This window comes from Citrobacter sp. RHBSTW-00881, assembly GCF_013728515.1.
GTDB classification, from domain to species: Bacteria; Pseudomonadota; Gammaproteobacteria; order Enterobacterales; family Enterobacteriaceae; genus Citrobacter; species Citrobacter braakii.
In genome coordinates this window covers 4,891,148-4,909,556 of the sequence record NZ_CP056269.1, presented here as the reverse complement: position 1 = coordinate 4,909,556, position 18,409 = coordinate 4,891,148, and the positions used below count along the sequence as shown (strand labels likewise).

At 53.6% G+C, this 18,409-nt stretch carries 9 protein-coding genes and 3 rRNA genes; 9 read left to right on the top strand and 3 right to left on the bottom strand.

The window, feature by feature from the left end; translation table 11 throughout:
* The first annotated feature begins 32 nt into the window (after nucleotides 1–32).
* Nucleotides 33–1,418 (top strand): two-component system sensor histidine kinase ZraS, encoded by a 1,386-nt coding sequence (gene zraS / locus HV311_RS23570; RefSeq protein WP_191220533.1) that lies wholly within the window; start codon nucleotides 33–35, stop codon nucleotides 1,416–1,418.
* A 5-nt stretch (nucleotides 1,419–1,423) separates the two neighbouring features.
* Entirely contained in the window at nucleotides 1,424–2,749 is a 1,326-nt protein-coding gene (gene zraR, locus HV311_RS23565) for a sigma-54-dependent response regulator transcription factor ZraR (protein ID WP_049282587.1), read from the top strand.
* Here the strand turns inward: zraR and purD are convergent.
* Together purD and purH are read right to left on the bottom strand one after the other, a co-directional pair.
* Nucleotides 2,746–4,035, bottom strand: a complete 1,290-nt coding sequence (gene purD, locus HV311_RS23560) for a phosphoribosylamine--glycine ligase (RefSeq protein ID WP_131380469.1) — start codon at nucleotides 4,033–4,035, stop codon at nucleotides 2,746–2,748. The genes zraR and purD overlap by 4 nt on opposite strands.
* Before the next feature lie 15 nt (nucleotides 4,036–4,050).
* On the bottom strand, nucleotides 4,051–5,640 hold the full coding sequence (gene purH / locus HV311_RS23555; RefSeq protein WP_191220532.1) for a bifunctional phosphoribosylaminoimidazolecarboxamide formyltransferase/IMP cyclohydrolase: 1,590 nt from the start codon (nucleotides 5,638–5,640) through the stop codon (nucleotides 4,051–4,053).
* A 619-nt stretch (nucleotides 5,641–6,259) separates the two neighbouring features.
* Here purH and HV311_RS23550 point away from each other — a divergent pair.
* The 7 genes from HV311_RS23550 to aceK all read left to right on the top strand — a co-directional run bounded on the left by HV311_RS23550 (nucleotide 6,260) and on the right by aceK (nucleotide 17,463).
* Nucleotides 6,260–7,801: ribosomal RNA gene (locus HV311_RS23550) — 16S ribosomal RNA — on the top strand.
* Between the two features lie 234 nt (nucleotides 7,802–8,035).
* A 23S ribosomal RNA gene (locus HV311_RS23545) occupies nucleotides 8,036–10,942 on the top strand.
* Between the two features lie 95 nt (nucleotides 10,943–11,037).
* Nucleotides 11,038–11,153, top strand: a 5S ribosomal RNA gene (gene rrf, locus HV311_RS23540).
* The 16S, 23S and 5S rRNA genes sit together here, the layout of an rRNA operon.
* A 340-nt stretch (nucleotides 11,154–11,493) precedes the next feature.
* The gene (metA, locus tag HV311_RS23535; RefSeq protein WP_016155321.1) at nucleotides 11,494–12,423 is read left to right on the top strand and encodes a homoserine O-acetyltransferase MetA; all 930 of its coding nucleotides are present in this window, start codon (nucleotides 11,494–11,496) and stop codon (nucleotides 12,421–12,423) included.
* 268 nt (nucleotides 12,424–12,691) lie between these two features.
* Nucleotides 12,692–14,293 (top strand): malate synthase A, encoded by a 1,602-nt coding sequence (gene aceB / locus HV311_RS23530; RefSeq protein ID WP_191220531.1) that lies wholly within the window; start codon nucleotides 12,692–12,694, stop codon nucleotides 14,291–14,293.
* A gap of 35 nt (nucleotides 14,294–14,328) precedes the next feature.
* Complete coding sequence (aceA, locus tag HV311_RS23525) at nucleotides 14,329–15,633, top strand: isocitrate lyase (protein ID WP_016155323.1); 1,305 nt, start codon at nucleotides 14,329–14,331, stop codon at nucleotides 15,631–15,633.
* Nucleotides 15,634–15,735: 102 nt separating this feature from the next.
* Nucleotides 15,736–17,463 (top strand): bifunctional isocitrate dehydrogenase kinase/phosphatase, encoded by a 1,728-nt coding sequence (gene aceK / locus HV311_RS23520; RefSeq protein ID WP_191220530.1) that lies wholly within the window; start codon nucleotides 15,736–15,738, stop codon nucleotides 17,461–17,463.
* 17 nt (nucleotides 17,464–17,480) lie between these two features.
* Here aceK and iclR read toward each other — a convergent pair whose 3' ends face one another.
* Complete coding sequence (gene iclR / locus HV311_RS23515) at nucleotides 17,481–18,305, bottom strand: glyoxylate bypass operon transcriptional repressor IclR (protein ID WP_047357748.1); 825 nt, start codon at nucleotides 18,303–18,305, stop codon at nucleotides 17,481–17,483.
* Nucleotides 18,306–18,409 lie beyond the last annotated feature (104 nt).

The window sequence follows — 18,409 nt, the reverse complement described above, 5'->3', positions numbered from 1 at the left end:
TGAAAGGAACAGGTGGGATAAAGGGAGAGCGTATGCGTCTTTATAAGGACACGGCGGCCAAGTGGTTGAGCCGACTCTTGCTGGCGGCAATCCTGATTTTGGTCGGTTGGTTTTCGATTATGACCATTCGGGACTATGGGCGGGAAAGCGGTGCCGCGCGGCAAACGCTACTGGAAAAAGGCAGCGTGCTCATCCGCGCTCTGGAGTCTGGTACACGCGTAGGTATGGGGATGCGCATGCATCATGCTCAACAGCAGACGCTGCTGGAGGAAATGGCCGTACAACCAGGCGTGCTATGGTTTGCCGTCGTTGACGATCATGGCGTCATTATTACTCACAGCAATTCCGCGATGGTCGGTAAAACGCTCTATTCACCGGATGTCCTGCGGCAACTAAGCCCCGGGGAACAGGAAAGCTGGCGGAATATTGACATGCCTACGGGGGACGGTGAAAAAACACCGGTCCTGGAAATTTATCGTCAGTTTCAGCCGATGTATGGTCCAGGACGTCATGGCATGGCGCGCTGTGCCAGCAATGACGGACAGCTTATCCCCCCCGCACAAACCATATTTATCGCTTTTGATGCCAGCGATCTGGCTGCGACTCAGGCAAGAGAGTGGCGTAACACCCTGATCGTCCTGTCTGCGCTGGCGGCCGTGCTGCTGGCCACTGTGCTGACGTTCTTCTGGTATCAGCGCTATCAGCGCTCGTACAAAGAACTGCAGGATGCGATGAAGCGTAAAGAAAAACTGATGGCGCTCGGGCATTTGGCGGCCGGGGTCGCGCATGAGATTCGAAACCCGCTTTCATCGATCAAAGGTTTAGCGAAGTATTTTGCCGAACGAACTCCGGCTGGTGGTGAGTCGCATGAGCTGGCGCAGGTGATGGCGAAAGAGGCGGACCGTTTAAATCGGGTGGTGAGCGAGCTGCTGGAGCTGGTGAAACCTGCGCATCTGACGCTGCAACAGGTGGATCTCAATGAGGTCATCACCCACTCATTAAACCTGGTGAGTCAGGATGCGGCAAGCCGGGAAATCCAGCTACGTTTTTCGGCCAGTTCCACGCTGCCCGCTATTCAGGCCGATCCCGACCGACTGACTCAGGTTCTGTTGAATCTGTATCTGAACGCCATTCATGCGATTGGTCGTCAGGGCACGATTACGGTTGAAGCGAGTGAAAGCAGCGGCGATCGCGTTAAAATCGTGGTTATTGATAGCGGGAAAGGGATTGCAGCGGAACAGCTGGAGGCCATTTTTACGCCTTACTTCACGACTAAAGCGGATGGAACCGGCCTTGGGCTGGCGGTAGTGCAGAACATAATTGAACAGCACGGTGGCACCATTCATGTGGCAAGTGTTGAGGGCATAGGCGCAACCTTTACCCTCTGGCTGCCGACCAACGCGAAACAACAGGATTAACAAGGATGACGCGCGGAAAAATCAATATTCTGGTGGTAGATGACGATATCAGCCACTGCACCATTTTACAGGCGCTGCTGCGCGGCTGGGGTTATGAGGTCGCGCTGGCCTATAGCGGGCAAGCGGCACTGGAACAGGTGCGTGAACGCGTATTTGATTTAGTGCTGTGCGATGTGCGTATGGCGGAGATGGACGGCATCGCAACGCTGAAAGAGATTAAAGCGCTGAATTCGGCGATTCCGGTATTGATCATGACGGCGTTCTCCAGCGTGGAGACCGCCGTTGAGGCGCTGAAAACCGGGGCGCTGGACTACTTAATCAAGCCGCTGGATTTTGATCGCCTGCAGGAGACGCTGGAAAAGGCGTTGGCGCATACGCGGGAAACGGGCGCTGAACTGCCGTCGGGGTCGGCTGCGCAGTTTGGCATGATTGGCAGCAGTCCTGCGATGCAGCAGTTGATCAATGAAATCGCGATGGTTGCACCCTCGGATGCAACGGTGCTCATTCACGGAGACTCCGGTACGGGGAAAGAGCTGGTGGCCCGGGCGCTGCATGCCAGCAGTGCCCGCTGTGATAAACCGCTGGTGACGCTGAACTGTGCGTCGCTTAATGAATCGCTGCTGGAGTCCGAACTTTTTGGTCATGAGAAAGGCGCGTTTACCGGTGCGGATAAGCGGCGGGAAGGGCGCTTTGTGGAAGCCGAAGGCGGCACGTTATTTCTTGATGAAATTGGCGATATCTCACCGCTAATGCAGGTGCGTCTGCTGCGGGCAATCCAGGAGCGAGAAGTGCAACGGGTTGGCAGCAACCAGACTATTGCGGTTGATGTCCGGCTGATCGCCGCCACACATCGCGATCTGGCGGAGGAAGTTAACGCCGGGCACTTTCGTCAGGATCTCTACTATCGCCTGAACGTCATTACTATTGAAATGCCAGCGCTGTGCCAGCGTCGGGAAGATATTCCTCTGCTGGCCGAACATTTTCTCCAGCGTTTTGCCACACGTAATCGAAAAGCGGTGAAAGGCTTTACTCCGCAGGCGATGGATCTGCTGATCCACTATGACTGGCCGGGCAATATTCGTGAGCTGGAAAATGCGATTGAGCGTTCGGTGGTGCTGCTAACGGGGGAATATATTTCCGAACGCGAGCTGCCGATGGCGATTGCCGCGACACCGATAAAAACGGAATACAGTGGCGAGATCCAACCGCTGGTGGATGTCGAAAAAGAAGTGATTCTGGCGGCGCTGGAAAAAACGGGCGGCAATAAAACCGAAGCCGCCCGTCAGTTAGGTATTACGCGCAAAACGCTGCTGGCTAAGCTCAGCCGTTAGTTTTGCTCACGTTCGATGGCGCGCCAGCCGATGTCGTTACGGCTGAAGCTGCCGTCCCAACGGATGTCGGTCATCAGGGCGTAGGCACGCTGCTGCGCCTCGGCAACGGTGTTGCCCAGCGCGGTGGCGCACAGGACGCGACCGCCGTTGGTCAGCACGCGATCGTCAGCAGACAGTTTGGTGCCCGCGTGGAACACTTTACCGTCAGCGACTTCTTCCAGCGGCAGGCCGTGGATCTCATCGCCAGTATTGTAGTTGCCCGGATAACCCCCTGCGGCAATCACTACGCCCAAAGAGGCGCGTTCGTCCCACTCAGAGGTTTTCTCATCCAGCTTGCCGTCACAGGCGGCAAGGCACAGCTCCACCAGATCCGATTTCATACGCAGCATAATCGGCTGGGTTTCCGGATCGCCGAAGCGGCAGTTGAACTCGATAACCTTCGGGTTGCCCTGTTTGTCGATCATCAGACCCGCGTACAGGAAACCGGTGTAAGTGTTCCCTTCCGCCGCCATGCCTTTTACGGTTGGCCAGATGATGCGTTCCATGGTGCGCTGATGAACGTCATCAGTCACCACCGGTGCAGGTGAGTAAGCGCCCATACCGCCGGTATTCGGACCGGTATCGCCGTTGCCCACGCGTTTGTGGTCCTGGCTGGTGGCCATTGGCAGCACGTGCTCGCCGTCAACCATCACGATAAAGCTCGCTTCTTCACCGTCGAGGAACTCTTCGATAACGATACGGTGGCCCGCATCGCCAAAAGCGTTACCTGCCAGCATGTCATGAACAGCGGCTTCGGCTTCCTCCAGCGTCATCGCGACGATAACGCCTTTACCGGCGGCCAGGCCGTCGGCCTTGATAACGATCGGCGCACCTTTCTCACGCAGATAGGCCAGCGCAGGCTCAATCTCGGTGAAGTTCTGATACTCCGCCGTTGGAATGTTATGACGGGCAAGGAAATCTTTGGTGAAGGCTTTGGAGCCTTCCAACTGCGCTGCACCTTCGGTTGGGCCGAAGATTTTCAGACCGGCGGCGCGAAACGCATCGACCACGCCAATTACCAGAGGCGCTTCTGGGCCAACGATGGTCAGATCGATCTTCTCATTCTGGGCAAAGTTCAGCAGCGCCGGAATATCGGTCACGCCGATTGCCACGTTTTGCAGCGCAGGTTCCAGCGCGGTGCCCGCGTTGCCTGGTGCGACAAATACCGTTTCGACTTTTGGCGACTGCGCCGCTTTCCAGGCCAGCGCGTGTTCGCGCCCGCCGTTGCCAATCACTAATACTTTCATCGTCTGCTCCGTGGATTAATGGCGGAAGTGGCGCATGTCGGTGAACACCATCGCTATGCCGTGCTCGTCGGCGGCAGCAATGACTTCATCATCACGGATAGAACCGCCCGGCTGGATCACGCAGGTCACACCGGCGGCGGCGGCGGCATCAATCCCATCGCGGAACGGGAAGAAGGCGTCGGATGCCATAGAGGAACCTTGAACTTCCAGACCTTCGTCGGCGGCTTTAATCCCGGCGATTTTTGCGGAATATACGCGGCTCATCTGGCCTGCGCCTATGCCGATAGTCATGTTCTCTTTGGCGTAAACAATGGCGTTGGATTTTACAAACTTAGCTACTTTCCAGCAGAACAGCGCATCGCGCAGTTCCTGTTCGGTCGGCTGACGTTTGGAAACTACGCGCAGTTCACCTTCGCTCACCATACCCAGGTCACGATCCTGAACCAGCAGACCGCCGTTAACGCGTTTGAAGTCCAGGCCCGGCACACGTTGTGCCCACTGACCGCAGGTCAGCACGCGGACGTTCTGTTTGGCGGCGGTGATTTTCAGTGCGTCTTCGGTTGCGGATGGCGCGATGATCACTTCCACGAACTGACGGGAAATGATGGCTTGAGCAGTTTCTGCATCCAGTTCGCGGTTGAAGGCGATGATGCCGCCGAACGCGGAGGTCGGGTCGGTTTTATAGGCGCGGTCGTAAGCATCGAGAATAGAGGTACTGACTGCCACGCCGCACGGGTTAGCGTGTTTGACGATCACACAGGCTGGCTCGTTGAATTCTTTTACGCACTCCAGCGCCGCATCGGTATCGGCGATGTTGTTGTAGGAAAGTGCTTTGCCCTGTACCTGCTGCGCGGTGGCAACGGACGCTTCTTTAACATTTTCTTCTATATAGAAGGCAGCCTGTTGGTGGCTGTTCTCGCCGTAGCGCATATCCTGCTTCTTAATGAAGTTCAGGTTCAGTGTACGTGGAAAGCGACCAGCGGCTTCTTTGCTTTCGCCGTGGTAGGCCGGAACCATGCTACCGAAGTAGTTGGCGATCATGCTGTCGTAAGCGGCGGTGTGTTCGAAGGCTTTAATCGCGAGGTCGAAACGCGTGTCGAGGGTCAGAGAACCGTCGTTGGCATCCATCTCTTTAATAATGGCGGCGTAGTCGCTGCTCTTCACAACGATAGCTACATCTTTATGGTTCTTGGCAGCGGAACGCACCATCGTCGGGCCGCCGATATCAATGTTTTCTACCGCATCTTCCAGCGAGCAGCCTTCACGGGCAACGGTCTCGGCGAACGGGTACAGGTTAACAACCACCATGTCGATAGGTGCGATGCCGTGCTGTTCCATAATCCCGTCGTCCTGACCGCGACGACCAAGAATGCCGCCGTGGACTTTCGGATGCAGGGTCTTTACGCGTCCATCCATCATTTCCGGGAAGCCGGTGTAATCGGAAACTTCGGTCACTGGCAGACCTTTCTCAGCTAACAGGCGCGCAGTGCCACCTGTAGACAGCAGCTCCACACCGCGTGCGGAAAGTGCCAGAGCGAATTCGATGATACCGGCCTTGTCAGAAACACTGAGCAGAGCGCGGCGGACTGGACGACGTTGTTGCATGGTAAATCCCCTGGATTTGACTATTACAGAGAGCGTTAGGTGAATTCTTGGCTAAAAACTCAGCTAACGCCCCTTACGGGGCATCCTTGTTGTGCGGGGGCATTGTAACGAAAACGTTTGCGCAACGCTCGCGAATTTTTAATTTTCGATTTTGACCTCTTCTTTTTCCGTTGAAGGATGCTCATATAAACAGAGAAGTGCATAAACGATCGCGTGGTTTGTGGATAACTCTGTGTGTAAATGGGTATAAGGCGGGGTTTTGCTGTGGAATGCAGCGGTCAGTCATTTTTCTGCAATTTAAGGGTTGCGGGCCGCGGGAAACTCCCTATAATGCGCCTCCATCGACACGGCAGATGTGAATCACTTCACACAAACAGCCGGTTCGGTTGAAGAGAAAAACCTGAAAATGAGGGTTGACTCTGAAAGAGGAAAGCGTAATATACGCCACCTCGCGACAGAGCGCTAAAGCGCGTCGCAACTGCTCTTTAACAATTTATCAGACAATCTGTGTGGGCACTCGAAGATACGGATTCTTAACGTCGCAAGACGAAAAATGAATACCAAGTCTCTGAGTGAACACGTAATTCATTACGAAGTTTAATTCACGAGCATCAAACTTAAATTGAAGAGTTTGATCATGGCTCAGATTGAACGCTGGCGGCAGGCCTAACACATGCAAGTCGAACGGTAGCACAGAGGAGCTTGCTCCTTGGGTGACGAGTGGCGGACGGGTGAGTAATGTCTGGGAAACTGCCCGATGGAGGGGGATAACTACTGGAAACGGTAGCTAATACCGCATAACGTCGCAAGACCAAAGAGGGGGACCTTCGGGCCTCTTGCCATCGGATGTGCCCAGATGGGATTAGCTAGTAGGTGGGGTAACGGCTCACCTAGGCGACGATCCCTAGCTGGTCTGAGAGGATGACCAGCCACACTGGAACTGAGACACGGTCCAGACTCCTACGGGAGGCAGCAGTGGGGAATATTGCACAATGGGCGCAAGCCTGATGCAGCCATGCCGCGTGTATGAAGAAGGCCTTCGGGTTGTAAAGTACTTTCAGCGAGGAGGAAGGTGTTGTGGTTAATAACCGCAGCAATTGACGTTACTCGCAGAAGAAGCACCGGCTAACTCCGTGCCAGCAGCCGCGGTAATACGGAGGGTGCAAGCGTTAATCGGAATTACTGGGCGTAAAGCGCACGCAGGCGGTCTGTCAAGTCGGATGTGAAATCCCCGGGCTCAACCTGGGAACTGCATCCGAAACTGGCAGGCTAGAGTCTTGTAGAGGGGGGTAGAATTCCAGGTGTAGCGGTGAAATGCGTAGAGATCTGGAGGAATACCGGTGGCGAAGGCGGCCCCCTGGACAAAGACTGACGCTCAGGTGCGAAAGCGTGGGGAGCAAACAGGATTAGATACCCTGGTAGTCCACGCCGTAAACGATGTCGACTTGGAGGTTGTGCCCTTGAGGCGTGGCTTCCGGAGCTAACGCGTTAAGTCGACCGCCTGGGGAGTACGGCCGCAAGGTTAAAACTCAAATGAATTGACGGGGGCCCGCACAAGCGGTGGAGCATGTGGTTTAATTCGATGCAACGCGAAGAACCTTACCTACTCTTGACATCCAGAGAACTTAGCAGAGATGCTTTGGTGCCTTCGGGAACTCTGAGACAGGTGCTGCATGGCTGTCGTCAGCTCGTGTTGTGAAATGTTGGGTTAAGTCCCGCAACGAGCGCAACCCTTATCCTTTGTTGCCAGCGGTTCGGCCGGGAACTCAAAGGAGACTGCCAGTGATAAACTGGAGGAAGGTGGGGATGACGTCAAGTCATCATGGCCCTTACGAGTAGGGCTACACACGTGCTACAATGGCATATACAAAGAGAAGCGACCTCGCGAGAGCAAGCGGACCTCATAAAGTATGTCGTAGTCCGGATTGGAGTCTGCAACTCGACTCCATGAAGTCGGAATCGCTAGTAATCGTGGATCAGAATGCCACGGTGAATACGTTCCCGGGCCTTGTACACACCGCCCGTCACACCATGGGAGTGGGTTGCAAAAGAAGTAGGTAGCTTAACCTTCGGGAGGGCGCTTACCACTTTGTGATTCATGACTGGGGTGAAGTCGTAACAAGGTAACCGTAGGGGAACCTGCGGTTGGATCACCTCCTTACCTTAAAGAACCGACCTTTGTAGTGCTCACACAGATTGTCTGATGAATGATGAACTTCTGAATGTACTTTCGAGTGCATTAAGAAGTTTTGCTCTTTAAAAATCTGGATCAAGCTGAAAATTGAAACGACACACTGTTTCATTTCTCCGTAAACAAGAAATGAAAAGCGGTGTGTTCGAGTCTCTCAAATTTTCGCAACACTGAAGTGTTTTACGAAACATCTTCGGGTTGTGAGGTTAAGCGACTAAGCGTACACGGTGGATGCCCTGGCAGTCAGAGGCGATGAAGGACGTGCTAATCTGCGATAAGCGTCGGTAAGGTGATATGAACCGTTATAACCGGCGATTTCCGAATGGGGAAACCCAGTGTGATTCGTCACACTATCATTACGTGAATACATAGCGTAATGAAGCGAACCGGGGGAACTGAAACATCTAAGTACCCCGAGGAAAAGAAATCAACCGAGATTCCCCCAGTAGCGGCGAGCGAACGGGGAGCAGCCCAGAGTCTGAATCAGCATGTGTGGTAGTGGAACGGTCTGGAAAGTCCGGCGATACAGGGTGATAGCCCCGTACACAAAAGTGCATGTGTTGTGAACTCGAAGAGTAGGGCGGGACACGTGGTATCCTGTCTGAATATGGGGGGACCATCCTCCAAGGCTAAATACTCCTGACTGACCGATAGTGAACCAGTACCGTGAGGGAAAGGCGAAAAGAACCCCGGCGAGGGGAGTGAAAAAGAACCTGAAACCGTGTACGTACAAGCAGTGGGAGCCTCTTTATGGGGTGACTGCGTACCTTTTGTATAATGGGTCAGCGACTTATATTCTGTAGCAAGGTTAACCGAATAGGGGAGCCGAAGGGAAACCGAGTCTTAACTGGGCGTTAAGTTGCAGGGTATAGACCCGAAACCCGGTGATCTAGCCATGGGCAGGTTGAAGGTTGGGTAACACTAACTGGAGGACCGAACCGACTAATGTTGAAAAATTAGCGGATGACTTGTGGCTGGGGGTGAAAGGCCAATCAAACCGGGAGATAGCTGGTTCTCCCCGAAAGCTATTTAGGTAGCGCCTCGTGAACTCATCTTCGGGGGTAGAGCACTGTTTCGGCTAGGGGGTCATCCCGACTTACCAACCCGATGCAAACTGCGAATACCGAAGAATGTTATCACGGGAGACACACGGCGGGTGCTAACGTCCGTCGTGAAGAGGGAAACAACCCAGACCGCCAGCTAAGGTCCCAAAGTCATGGTTAAGTGGGAAACGATGTGGGAAGGCACAGACAGCCAGGATGTTGGCTTAGAAGCAGCCATCATTTAAAGAAAGCGTAATAGCTCACTGGTCGAGTCGGCCTGCGCGGAAGATGTAACGGGGCTAAACCATGCACCGAAGCTGCGGCAGCGACACTATGTGTTGTTGGGTAGGGGAGCGTTCTGTAAGCCGTTGAAGGTGGCCTGTGAGGGTTGCTGGAGGTATCAGAAGTGCGAATGCTGACATAAGTAACGATAATGCGGGTGAAAAACCCGCACGCCGGAAGACCAAGGGTTCCTGTCCAACGTTAATCGGGGCAGGGTGAGTCGACCCCTAAGGCGAGGCCGAAAGGCGTAGTCGATGGGAAACAGGTTAATATTCCTGTACTTGGTGTTACTGCGAGGGGGGGACGGAGAAGGCTATGTTAGCCGGGCGACGGTTGTCCCGGTTTAAGCATGTAGGCGGAGATTCCAGGTAAATCCGGAGTCTTGTTAACGCTGAGGTGTGATGACGAGGCACTACGGTGCTGAAGTAACAAATGCCCTGCTTCCAGGAAAAGCCTCTAAGCATCAGGTAACACGAAATCGTACCCCAAACCGACACAGGTGGTCAGGTAGAGAATACCAAGGCGCTTGAGAGAACTCGGGTGAAGGAACTAGGCAAAATGGTGCCGTAACTTCGGGAGAAGGCACGCTGATATGTAGGTGAAGTGATTTACTCATGGAGCTGAAATCAGTCGAAGATACCAGCTGGCTGCAACTGTTTATTAAAAACACAGCACTGTGCAAACACGAAAGTGGACGTATACGGTGTGACGCCTGCCCGGTGCCGGAAGGTTAATTGATGGGGTTATCCGTAAGGAGAAGCTCTTGATCGAAGCCCCGGTAAACGGCGGCCGTAACTATAACGGTCCTAAGGTAGCGAAATTCCTTGTCGGGTAAGTTCCGACCTGCACGAATGGCGTAATGATGGCCAGGCTGTCTCCACCCGAGACTCAGTGAAATTGAACTCGCTGTGAAGATGCAGTGTACCCGCGGCAAGACGGAAAGACCCCGTGAACCTTTACTATAGCTTGACACTGAACACTGGTCCTTGATGTGTAGGATAGGTGGGAGGCTTTGAAGTGTGGACGCCAGTCTGCATGGAGCCAACCTTGAAATACCACCCTTTAATGGCTGGTGTTCTAACGTAGACCCGTAATCCGGGTTGCGGACAGTGTCTGGTGGGTAGTTTGACTGGGGCGGTCTCCTCCTAAAGAGTAACGGAGGAGCACGAAGGTTAGCTAATCCTGGTCGGACATCAGGAGGTTAGTGCAAAGGCATAAGCTAGCTTGACTGCGAGAGTGACGGCTCGAGCAGGTGCGAAAGCAGGTCTTAGTGATCCGGTGGTTCTGAATGGAAGGGCCATCGCTCAACGGATAAAAGGTACTCCGGGGATAACAGGCTGATACCGCCCAAGAGTTCATATCGACGGCGGTGTTTGGCACCTCGATGTCGGCTCATCACATCCTGGGGCTGAAGTAGGTCCCAAGGGTATGGCTGTTCGCCATTTAAAGTGGTACGCGAGCTGGGTTTAGAACGTCGTGAGACAGTTCGGTCCCTATCTGCCGTGGGCGCTGGAGAATTGAGGGGGGCTGCTCCTAGTACGAGAGGACCGGAGTGGACGCATCACTGGTGTTCGGGTTGTCATGCCAATGGCATTGCCCGGTAGCTAAATGCGGAAGAGATAAGTGCTGAAAGCATCTAAGCACGAAACTTGCCCCGAGATGAGTTCTCCCTGACCCTTTAAGGGTCCTGAAGGAACGTTGAAGACGACGACGTTGATAGGTCGGGTGTGTAAGCGTAGCGATACGTTGAGCTAACCGATACTAATGAACCGTGAGGCTTAACCTTACAACGCCGAAGATGTTTTGGCGAAAGAGACACGATATTCAGCTTGATTACAGATTACATCGACATGCGAAAAGCGTGTTGATAAACAGAATTTGCCTGGCGGCTGTAGCGCGGTGGTCCCACCTGACCCCATGCCGAACTCAGAAGTGAAACGCCGTAGCGCCGATGGTAGTGTGGGGTCTCCCCATGCGAGAGTAGGGAACTGCCAGGCATCAAACAAGTGAAGAAGCCCATCCTGCCGGATGGGCTTTTTTGCGTCTGCAGGGAGTGAAAACTGCCGGATGCAGCGTACCATTTTATCCAGCCCATACTGTTGTAACCGGTGTTCAGGCCTGAGAAGCGCAGCACACCAGGCTCTCCCGGCAGCACATTGCCTGTTACGCGAATGACGAATAGCATTCTCCTTTTTTCTTTACTGCACTAATCTACAGCAAGGAGCCGTGAAACTTTCTCAACTTGAGGATGCAGGCTCGACATTCGCATGATTCCTGGGTATCTTCAGCTATCTGGATGTCTAAACGTTTAAACGTATGTAGTGAGGTTATCAGGTTATGCCAATTCGCGTGCAGGACGAGCTACCCGCCGTCAATTTCTTGCGTGAGGAAAACGTCTTTGTGATGACGTCATCTCGCGCTTCTGGTCAGGAAATTCGTCCACTGAAGGTGCTCATCCTCAACCTGATGCCCAAGAAGATTGAAACGGAAAACCAGTTCCTGCGTTTACTGTCTAACTCACCGTTGCAGGTAGATGTTCAGCTATTGCGCATTGATGCCCGCGAGTCACGCAACACCCCTACGGAGCATCTGAATAACTTTTACTGTAATTTCGAGGATATCTGCGATCAGAACTTTGATGGACTGATCGTGACCGGCGCGCCGTTGGGTCTGGTTGAATTTAATGACGTGGCTTACTGGCCGCAGATTAAACAAGTGCTTGAATGGGCGAAAGATCATGTTACATCGACGCTCTTTGTCTGTTGGGCGGTGCAAGCCGCATTGAATATCCTGTATGGAATTCCCAAGCAAACCCGTACGGATAAACTCTCAGGCGTCTATGAGCACCATATTCTTCATCCTCATGCGCTGCTGACGCGTGGATTTGATGATGCGTTCCTGGCCCCGCATTCGCGCTATGCCGATTTTCCTGCTGCCCTTATCAGGGACTACACCGATCTCGAGATTTTTGCCGAAACAGAAGAGGGAGATGCCTACCTGTTTGCCAGCAAAGATAAACGTATCGCCTTCGTAACGGGCCATCCTGAATATGACGCCCATACACTCGGCAGTGAATATTTTCGTGACGTCGAAGCGGGCTTAACGCCGGAAGTGCCCTATAACTACTTCCCAAAAGATGACCCGCAAAATAAACCGCGGGCAACCTGGCGTAGCCACGGCAATCTGTTGTTTACCAACTGGCTCAACTATTACGTTTACCAGATCACGCCATATGATCTGCGTCACATGAATCCAACGCTGGATTAATCTTCTGTAACAGACGATCCTTAAGCGTTTCAGCATGTTGAATCAGGCACCTTCGGGTGCCTTTTTTATTTCCGAAACGTACCTCAATGTGTAATTAAATTTTATTTATATTGTTATCAATAAGTTAATTGATAATTAAATTAAAAATGGAAATTGTTTTTGATTTTGAAATTTAAATGAGTAGTCTTAGTTGTGCTGAACGAAAACCGCACAACGATCCTTCGTTCGCATTGGGGATGTGTTTGGATCAATGACGAGGAACTACGCAATGAATCAACAGGCAACGACAACCGATGAACTGATCTTCACCAGGCCGCGTGGCGAACAGGAACAGCAGATTCTGACCGCTGAAGCGGTGGAGTTTCTGACCGAGTTGGTGACAAGATTTACGCCAAAGCGGAATAAACTTCTGGCTGCACGTATCCAGCAGCAGCAGGATATTGATGACGGTAAGTTGCCTGATTTTATTTCGGAAACAGCTTCCATTCGTGAAGGTAACTGGAAAGTTCGCGGTATTCCTGATGATTTACTGGATCGCCGTGTAGAGATTACCGGACCGGTTGAGCGCAAGATGGTTATCAACGCGCTGAACGCGAACGTCAAAGTCTTTATGGCTGATTTTGAAGATTCGCTGGCTCCTGAGTGGAGCAAAGTTATCGACGGGCAGATCAACTTGCGCGATGCAGTCAATGGCACCATTAGCTACACCAACGAAGCCGGTAAAATTTATCAACTCAAACCCAATCCGGCCCTGTTAGTGTGCCGCGTTCGCGGTCTGCATCTGCCGGAAAAACACGTCACCTGGCGTGGCGAATCGATCCCGGGCAGCCTGTTCGACTTTGCCCTCTATTTCTTCCACAACTACAAAACGTTGCTGGCAAAAGGCAGTGGCCCTTATTTCTATCTACCCAAAACGCAGGCCTGGCAAGAAGCGGCATGGTGGAGCGAAGTGTTCAGCTATGCAGAGGATCGCTTTAATCTGCCGCGCGGCACAATTAAAGCGACCCTGCTGATTGAAACGCTGCCAGCCGTTTTCCAGATGGACGAAATTCTGTACGCGCTGCGTGACCACATTGTGGGCCTGAACTGCGGTCGCTGGGACTACATTTTCAGCTATATCAAAACACTGAAGAACCACCCGGATCGCGTGTTGCCGGACCGTCAGGTGGTGACGATGGATAAGCCATTCCTCAGTGCGTATTCGCGTCTGCTGATTAAAACCTGTCATAAACGCGGCGCGTTCGCGATGGGCGGCATGGCCGCGTTCATTCCCAGCAAAGATGCGGAACGTAACAACCAGGTTCTGACCAAGGTAAAAGCGGACAAAGCGCTGGAAGCCAATAACGGTCATGACGGCACATGGATTGCCCATCCAGGACTGGCAGATACCGCAATGGCGGTGTTCAACGACGTACTCGGCGAAAACAAAAATCAGCTGTTCGTGACCCGTGAAGAAGATGCGCCGATTACCGCAGAACAATTGCTGGCACCCTGTGAAGGTGAGCGTACTGAAGAAGGCATGCGTGCCAACATTCGTGTCGCGGTGCAGTACATCGAAGCGTGGATCTCCGGTAATGGCTGCGTACCGATTTATGGTCTGATGGAAGATGCGGCCACCGCCGAAATCTCTCGTACTTCCATCTGGCAGTGGATCCACCACCAGAAAACGCTCAGCAACGGCAAACCGGTTACCAAACCGTTGTTCCGCCAGATGCTGGCCGAAGAGATGTTGGTGATTCAGGACGAACTGGGAGAACACCGCTACAGCAGCGGGCGTTTTGATGATGCCGCGCGCCTGATGGAGCAAATCACCACTTCCGACGAGTTAATTGACTTCCTGACGTTACCGGGCTACCGCCTGTTGGCCTAATTTACCCACAATTTATCCTAATGGAGCATCTGCACATGAAAACCCGTACTCAACAAATCGAAGAATTACAGAAAGAATGGACTCAACCGCGCTGGGAAGGCATCACGCGCCCCTATAGCGCGGAGGAAGTGGTGAAATTACGTGGCTCGGTCAACCCGGAATGCACGCTGGCGCAGCTTGGCGCGGCGAAAATGTGGCGTCTGCTACACGGCGAATCGAAGAAAGGTTATATCAACAGCCTCGGTGCGCTGACTGGTGGTCAGGCGCTGCAGCAAGCGAAAGCTGGTATTGAAGCGGTCTACCTTTCAGGTTGGCAGGTGGCGGCAGATGCCAACCTGGCTTCCAGCATGTATCCGGATCAATCGTTGTATCCAGCGAACTCCGTTCCGGCGGTGGTGGACAGGATCAACAACACATTCCGTCGTGCCGATCAGATCCAATGGTCAACCGGTATTGAGCCGAACGATCCGCGCTATGTGGATTACTTCCTGCCGATCGTTGCCGATGCGGAAGCGGGTTTTGGCGGGGTACTGAACGCGTTTGAACTGATGAAATCGATGATTGAGGCTGGTGCAGCGGCCGTTCACTTCGAAGATCAGCTCGCATCGGTGAAAAAATGTGGTCACATGGGCGGCAAAGTCCTGGTGCCGACTCAGGAAGCTATCCAGAAACTGGTGGCAGCCCGTCTGGCTGCAGACGTTATGGGCGTTCCGACGCTGGTGATTGCGCGTACCGATGCTGACGCAGCCGATCTGATTACGTCTGATTGTGACCCATACGATAGCGAGTTCATCACTGGCGAACGTACCAGCGAAGGGTTCTACCGTACGCATGCGGGTATTGAGCAGGCAATCAGCCGTGGCCTGGCCTACGCACCGTATGCGGATCTGGTGTGGTGTGAAACCTCCACGCCGGACCTCGAACTGGCGAAGCGCTTTGCCGATGCTATTCATGCGAAATTCCCAGGCAAACTGCTGGCCTACAACTGTTCGCCATCGTTTAACTGGCAGAAAAACCTGGATGACAAAACCATTGCCAGCTTCCAGCAACAGCTGTCCGATATGGGTTACAAATACCAGTTCATTACGCTGGCGGGTATTCACAGCATGTGGTTCAACATGTTCGACCTCGCGCATTCCTATGCGCAGGGTGAAGGCATGCGCCACTACGTTGAGAAGGTTCAGCAGCCGGAATTTGCGGCGGCTAAAGATGGTTACACCTTCGTGTCCCATCAGCAGGAAGTAGGTACAGGCTACTTCGACAAAGTAACCACCATCATTCAGGGCGGCACTTCTTCAGTGACCGCGCTGACCGGCTCGACTGAAGAATCGCAGTTTTGATCAATGCCCGGTGGCGCTGCGCTTACCGGGCCTACGAAGGGATGTAGGCCGGATAAGCGAACGCGCCATCCGGCATGACATTGTGCCGGATGGGAGAAATTGATGACGCGTGGCCTGGAATTACTGATTGCTCAGACGATTTTGCAAGGTTTCGACGCCCAGTACGGGCGTTTTCTGGAAGTGACATCCGGCGCGCAGCAGCGTTTTGAACATGCCGACTGGCACGCGGTTCAGCAGGCGATGAAAAGCCGTATCCACCTTTACGATCATCATGTGGGTCTGGTGGTGGAGCAACTGCGCTGCATTACTGATGGCAAAAGTACCGACGCGGATTTTTTACTTCGCGTGAAAGAGCATTACACCCGGCTATTGCCAGATTATCCACGCTTCGAGATTGCGGAGAGTTTCTTTAACTCCGTCTATTGCCGGTTATTTGACCACCGCTCGCTGACTCCCGAGCGACTGTTTATTTTCAGCTCTCAGCCAGAGCGCCGTTTTCGCACGATCCCACGCCCGTTGGCGAAAGACTTTTTTCCCGATACCGGTTGGGAGTGGCTGCTTACGCGCGTCCTCAGCGATCTGCCCTTGCGTCTGCCGTGGCAGAACAGACATCGGGATATCCACTACATCATCGAACACCTGACCGAAACGCTGGGGGCGGATCTGTTGCAGCGCAGTCATTTGCAGGTGGCGAACGAACTGTTTTATCGCAACAAGGCCGCCTGGCTGGTCGGGAAGTTGAATACCCCTTCCGGGACGCTGCCGTTTTTACTGCCAATTCACCGTACTGACGAAGGCGAACTGTTTGTCGATACCTGCCTGACCACGACGGCGGAAGCCAGTATCGTGTTTGGCTTCGCCCGCTCGTATTTTATGGTATACGCCCCGCTGCCCGCCGCGTTAGTGGAGTGGCTGCGCGAGATCCTGCCCGGTAAAACCACCGCTGAATTGTATATGGCGATCGGCTGTCAGAAACACGCGAAGACCGAAAGTTACCGCGAATATCTGCTCTATCTTGCCCATTGCGATGAGCAATTTATCGAAGCGCCGGGGATCCGCGGCATGGTGATGCTGGTGTTTACCTTGCCGGGCTTCGACCGCGTCTTTAAAGTCATCAAAGACAAATTTGCGCCGCAAAAAGAGATGTCGGCTGCCCACGTCCGCGCCTGTTATCAACTGGTCAAGGAGCACGATCGTGTCGGGCGGATGGCTGATACTCAGGAGTTCGAGAACTTTGTGCTGGATAAACGGCAAATCGATCCGTCGCTGATGGCGCTGTTGCTACAGGAAGCCCCGGAAAAAATTACCGATCTCGGCGAGCAGATTGTCATTCGCCATTTGTATATCGAACGACGGATGGTGCCGCTCAATATCTGGCTGGAGCAGGTCGAAGGCCAGCAACTGCGCGATGCAATTGAAGAGTACGGCAATGCCATTCGTCAGCTGGCCGCCGCCAATATTTTCCCCGGCGATATGCTGTTTAAGAACTTCGGCGTGACTCGCCACGGGCGCGTGGTGTTCTACGACTACGATGAAATTTGCTACATGACGGAGGTGAATTTCCGCCATATCCCGCCGCCGCGCTACCCGGAAGATGAGATGAGCGCTGAACCGTGGTATAGCGTATCGCCGGGGGATGTCTTCCCGGAAGAGTTTCGTCACTGGCTATGCGCTGACCCGCGTATCGGGCCGCTATTTGAAGAGATGCATGCTGATCTGTTCAGTGCCGACTACTGGCGAGGTCTGCAAACGCGGATCCGTGAAGGACACGTGGAAGATGTTTACGCCTACCGGCGCAAACAGCGGTTTTGCATCAGATTTGCGGCTTGATGTCCGGCAACCCTTTCTTAACGAAATCCGCCGTATGCCAGCGTGACTTCTTTCGCCGCTTTGATCGCCATGGCGCCAAACTCGGTCACTCGATCGTCGGTAATGCGCGAAATGGGTCCGGAGATGGAAATAGCGGCAAACGGCTCACGGTGTTCATCATAAATGCACGACGCCACGCAGCGCAGACCCAGCGCATGCTCCTCATCATCAAAGGAGTAGCCGCGCTTGCGCGTCTGGGCTAAATCCTCTTTCAGATGCACCGGCGACACCAGCGTGGCGTGGGTGTATGCGTGCAGCCCTTTACGGTGCAGCAGGCCAGTCACCTGTTCTTCACTCAGTTGGGATAAAAACGCCTTACCCGCACCGGAGGCGTGCATCGGCAGTTTGCCGCCGATAGGCGCGGACATGCGCATCAGCTGGGTACACTGCACCTGGTCGATAATAATGGCCTGATGGTCGCTTTGATCCAGCACGGCAAGGTTTACCGTCTCGCCGGAGTCTTCCATCAGCTTGCGCAGGATCGGGTGGACAATCGCCAGCAAATTACGGCTTTGCAAAAAGCTGCTGCCGACGATAAACGCATGCGCACCCACGGCCCAGTGGCCTAATTCACCCACCTGACGGACAAATCCTTGCTGCTGCATGGTGGTCAACAAACGGTGAGTCGTGGAGTTTGGCAAGCCGGCCTGCTGTGCCAGCTCGGTTAGCGCCACGCTGCCGTTGGATTCCGCAATCCACTCCAGTAGCTTCAGGCCGCGGGTCAGAGACTGAACCTGCCCGGTTGCAGGCGTAGTAGCAGCGGCGGGTTTTCTACCGCGTTTCGCGGGGATTGTGGCAACCATGGCGGACTCCTTTTCTGTATCGTGGAAATCATTTTCGTTTTATTCAATTATAATGCAAGAATTCCTGTACTGATCGGATGAGTGAAGCTGAACATGTCTCATGT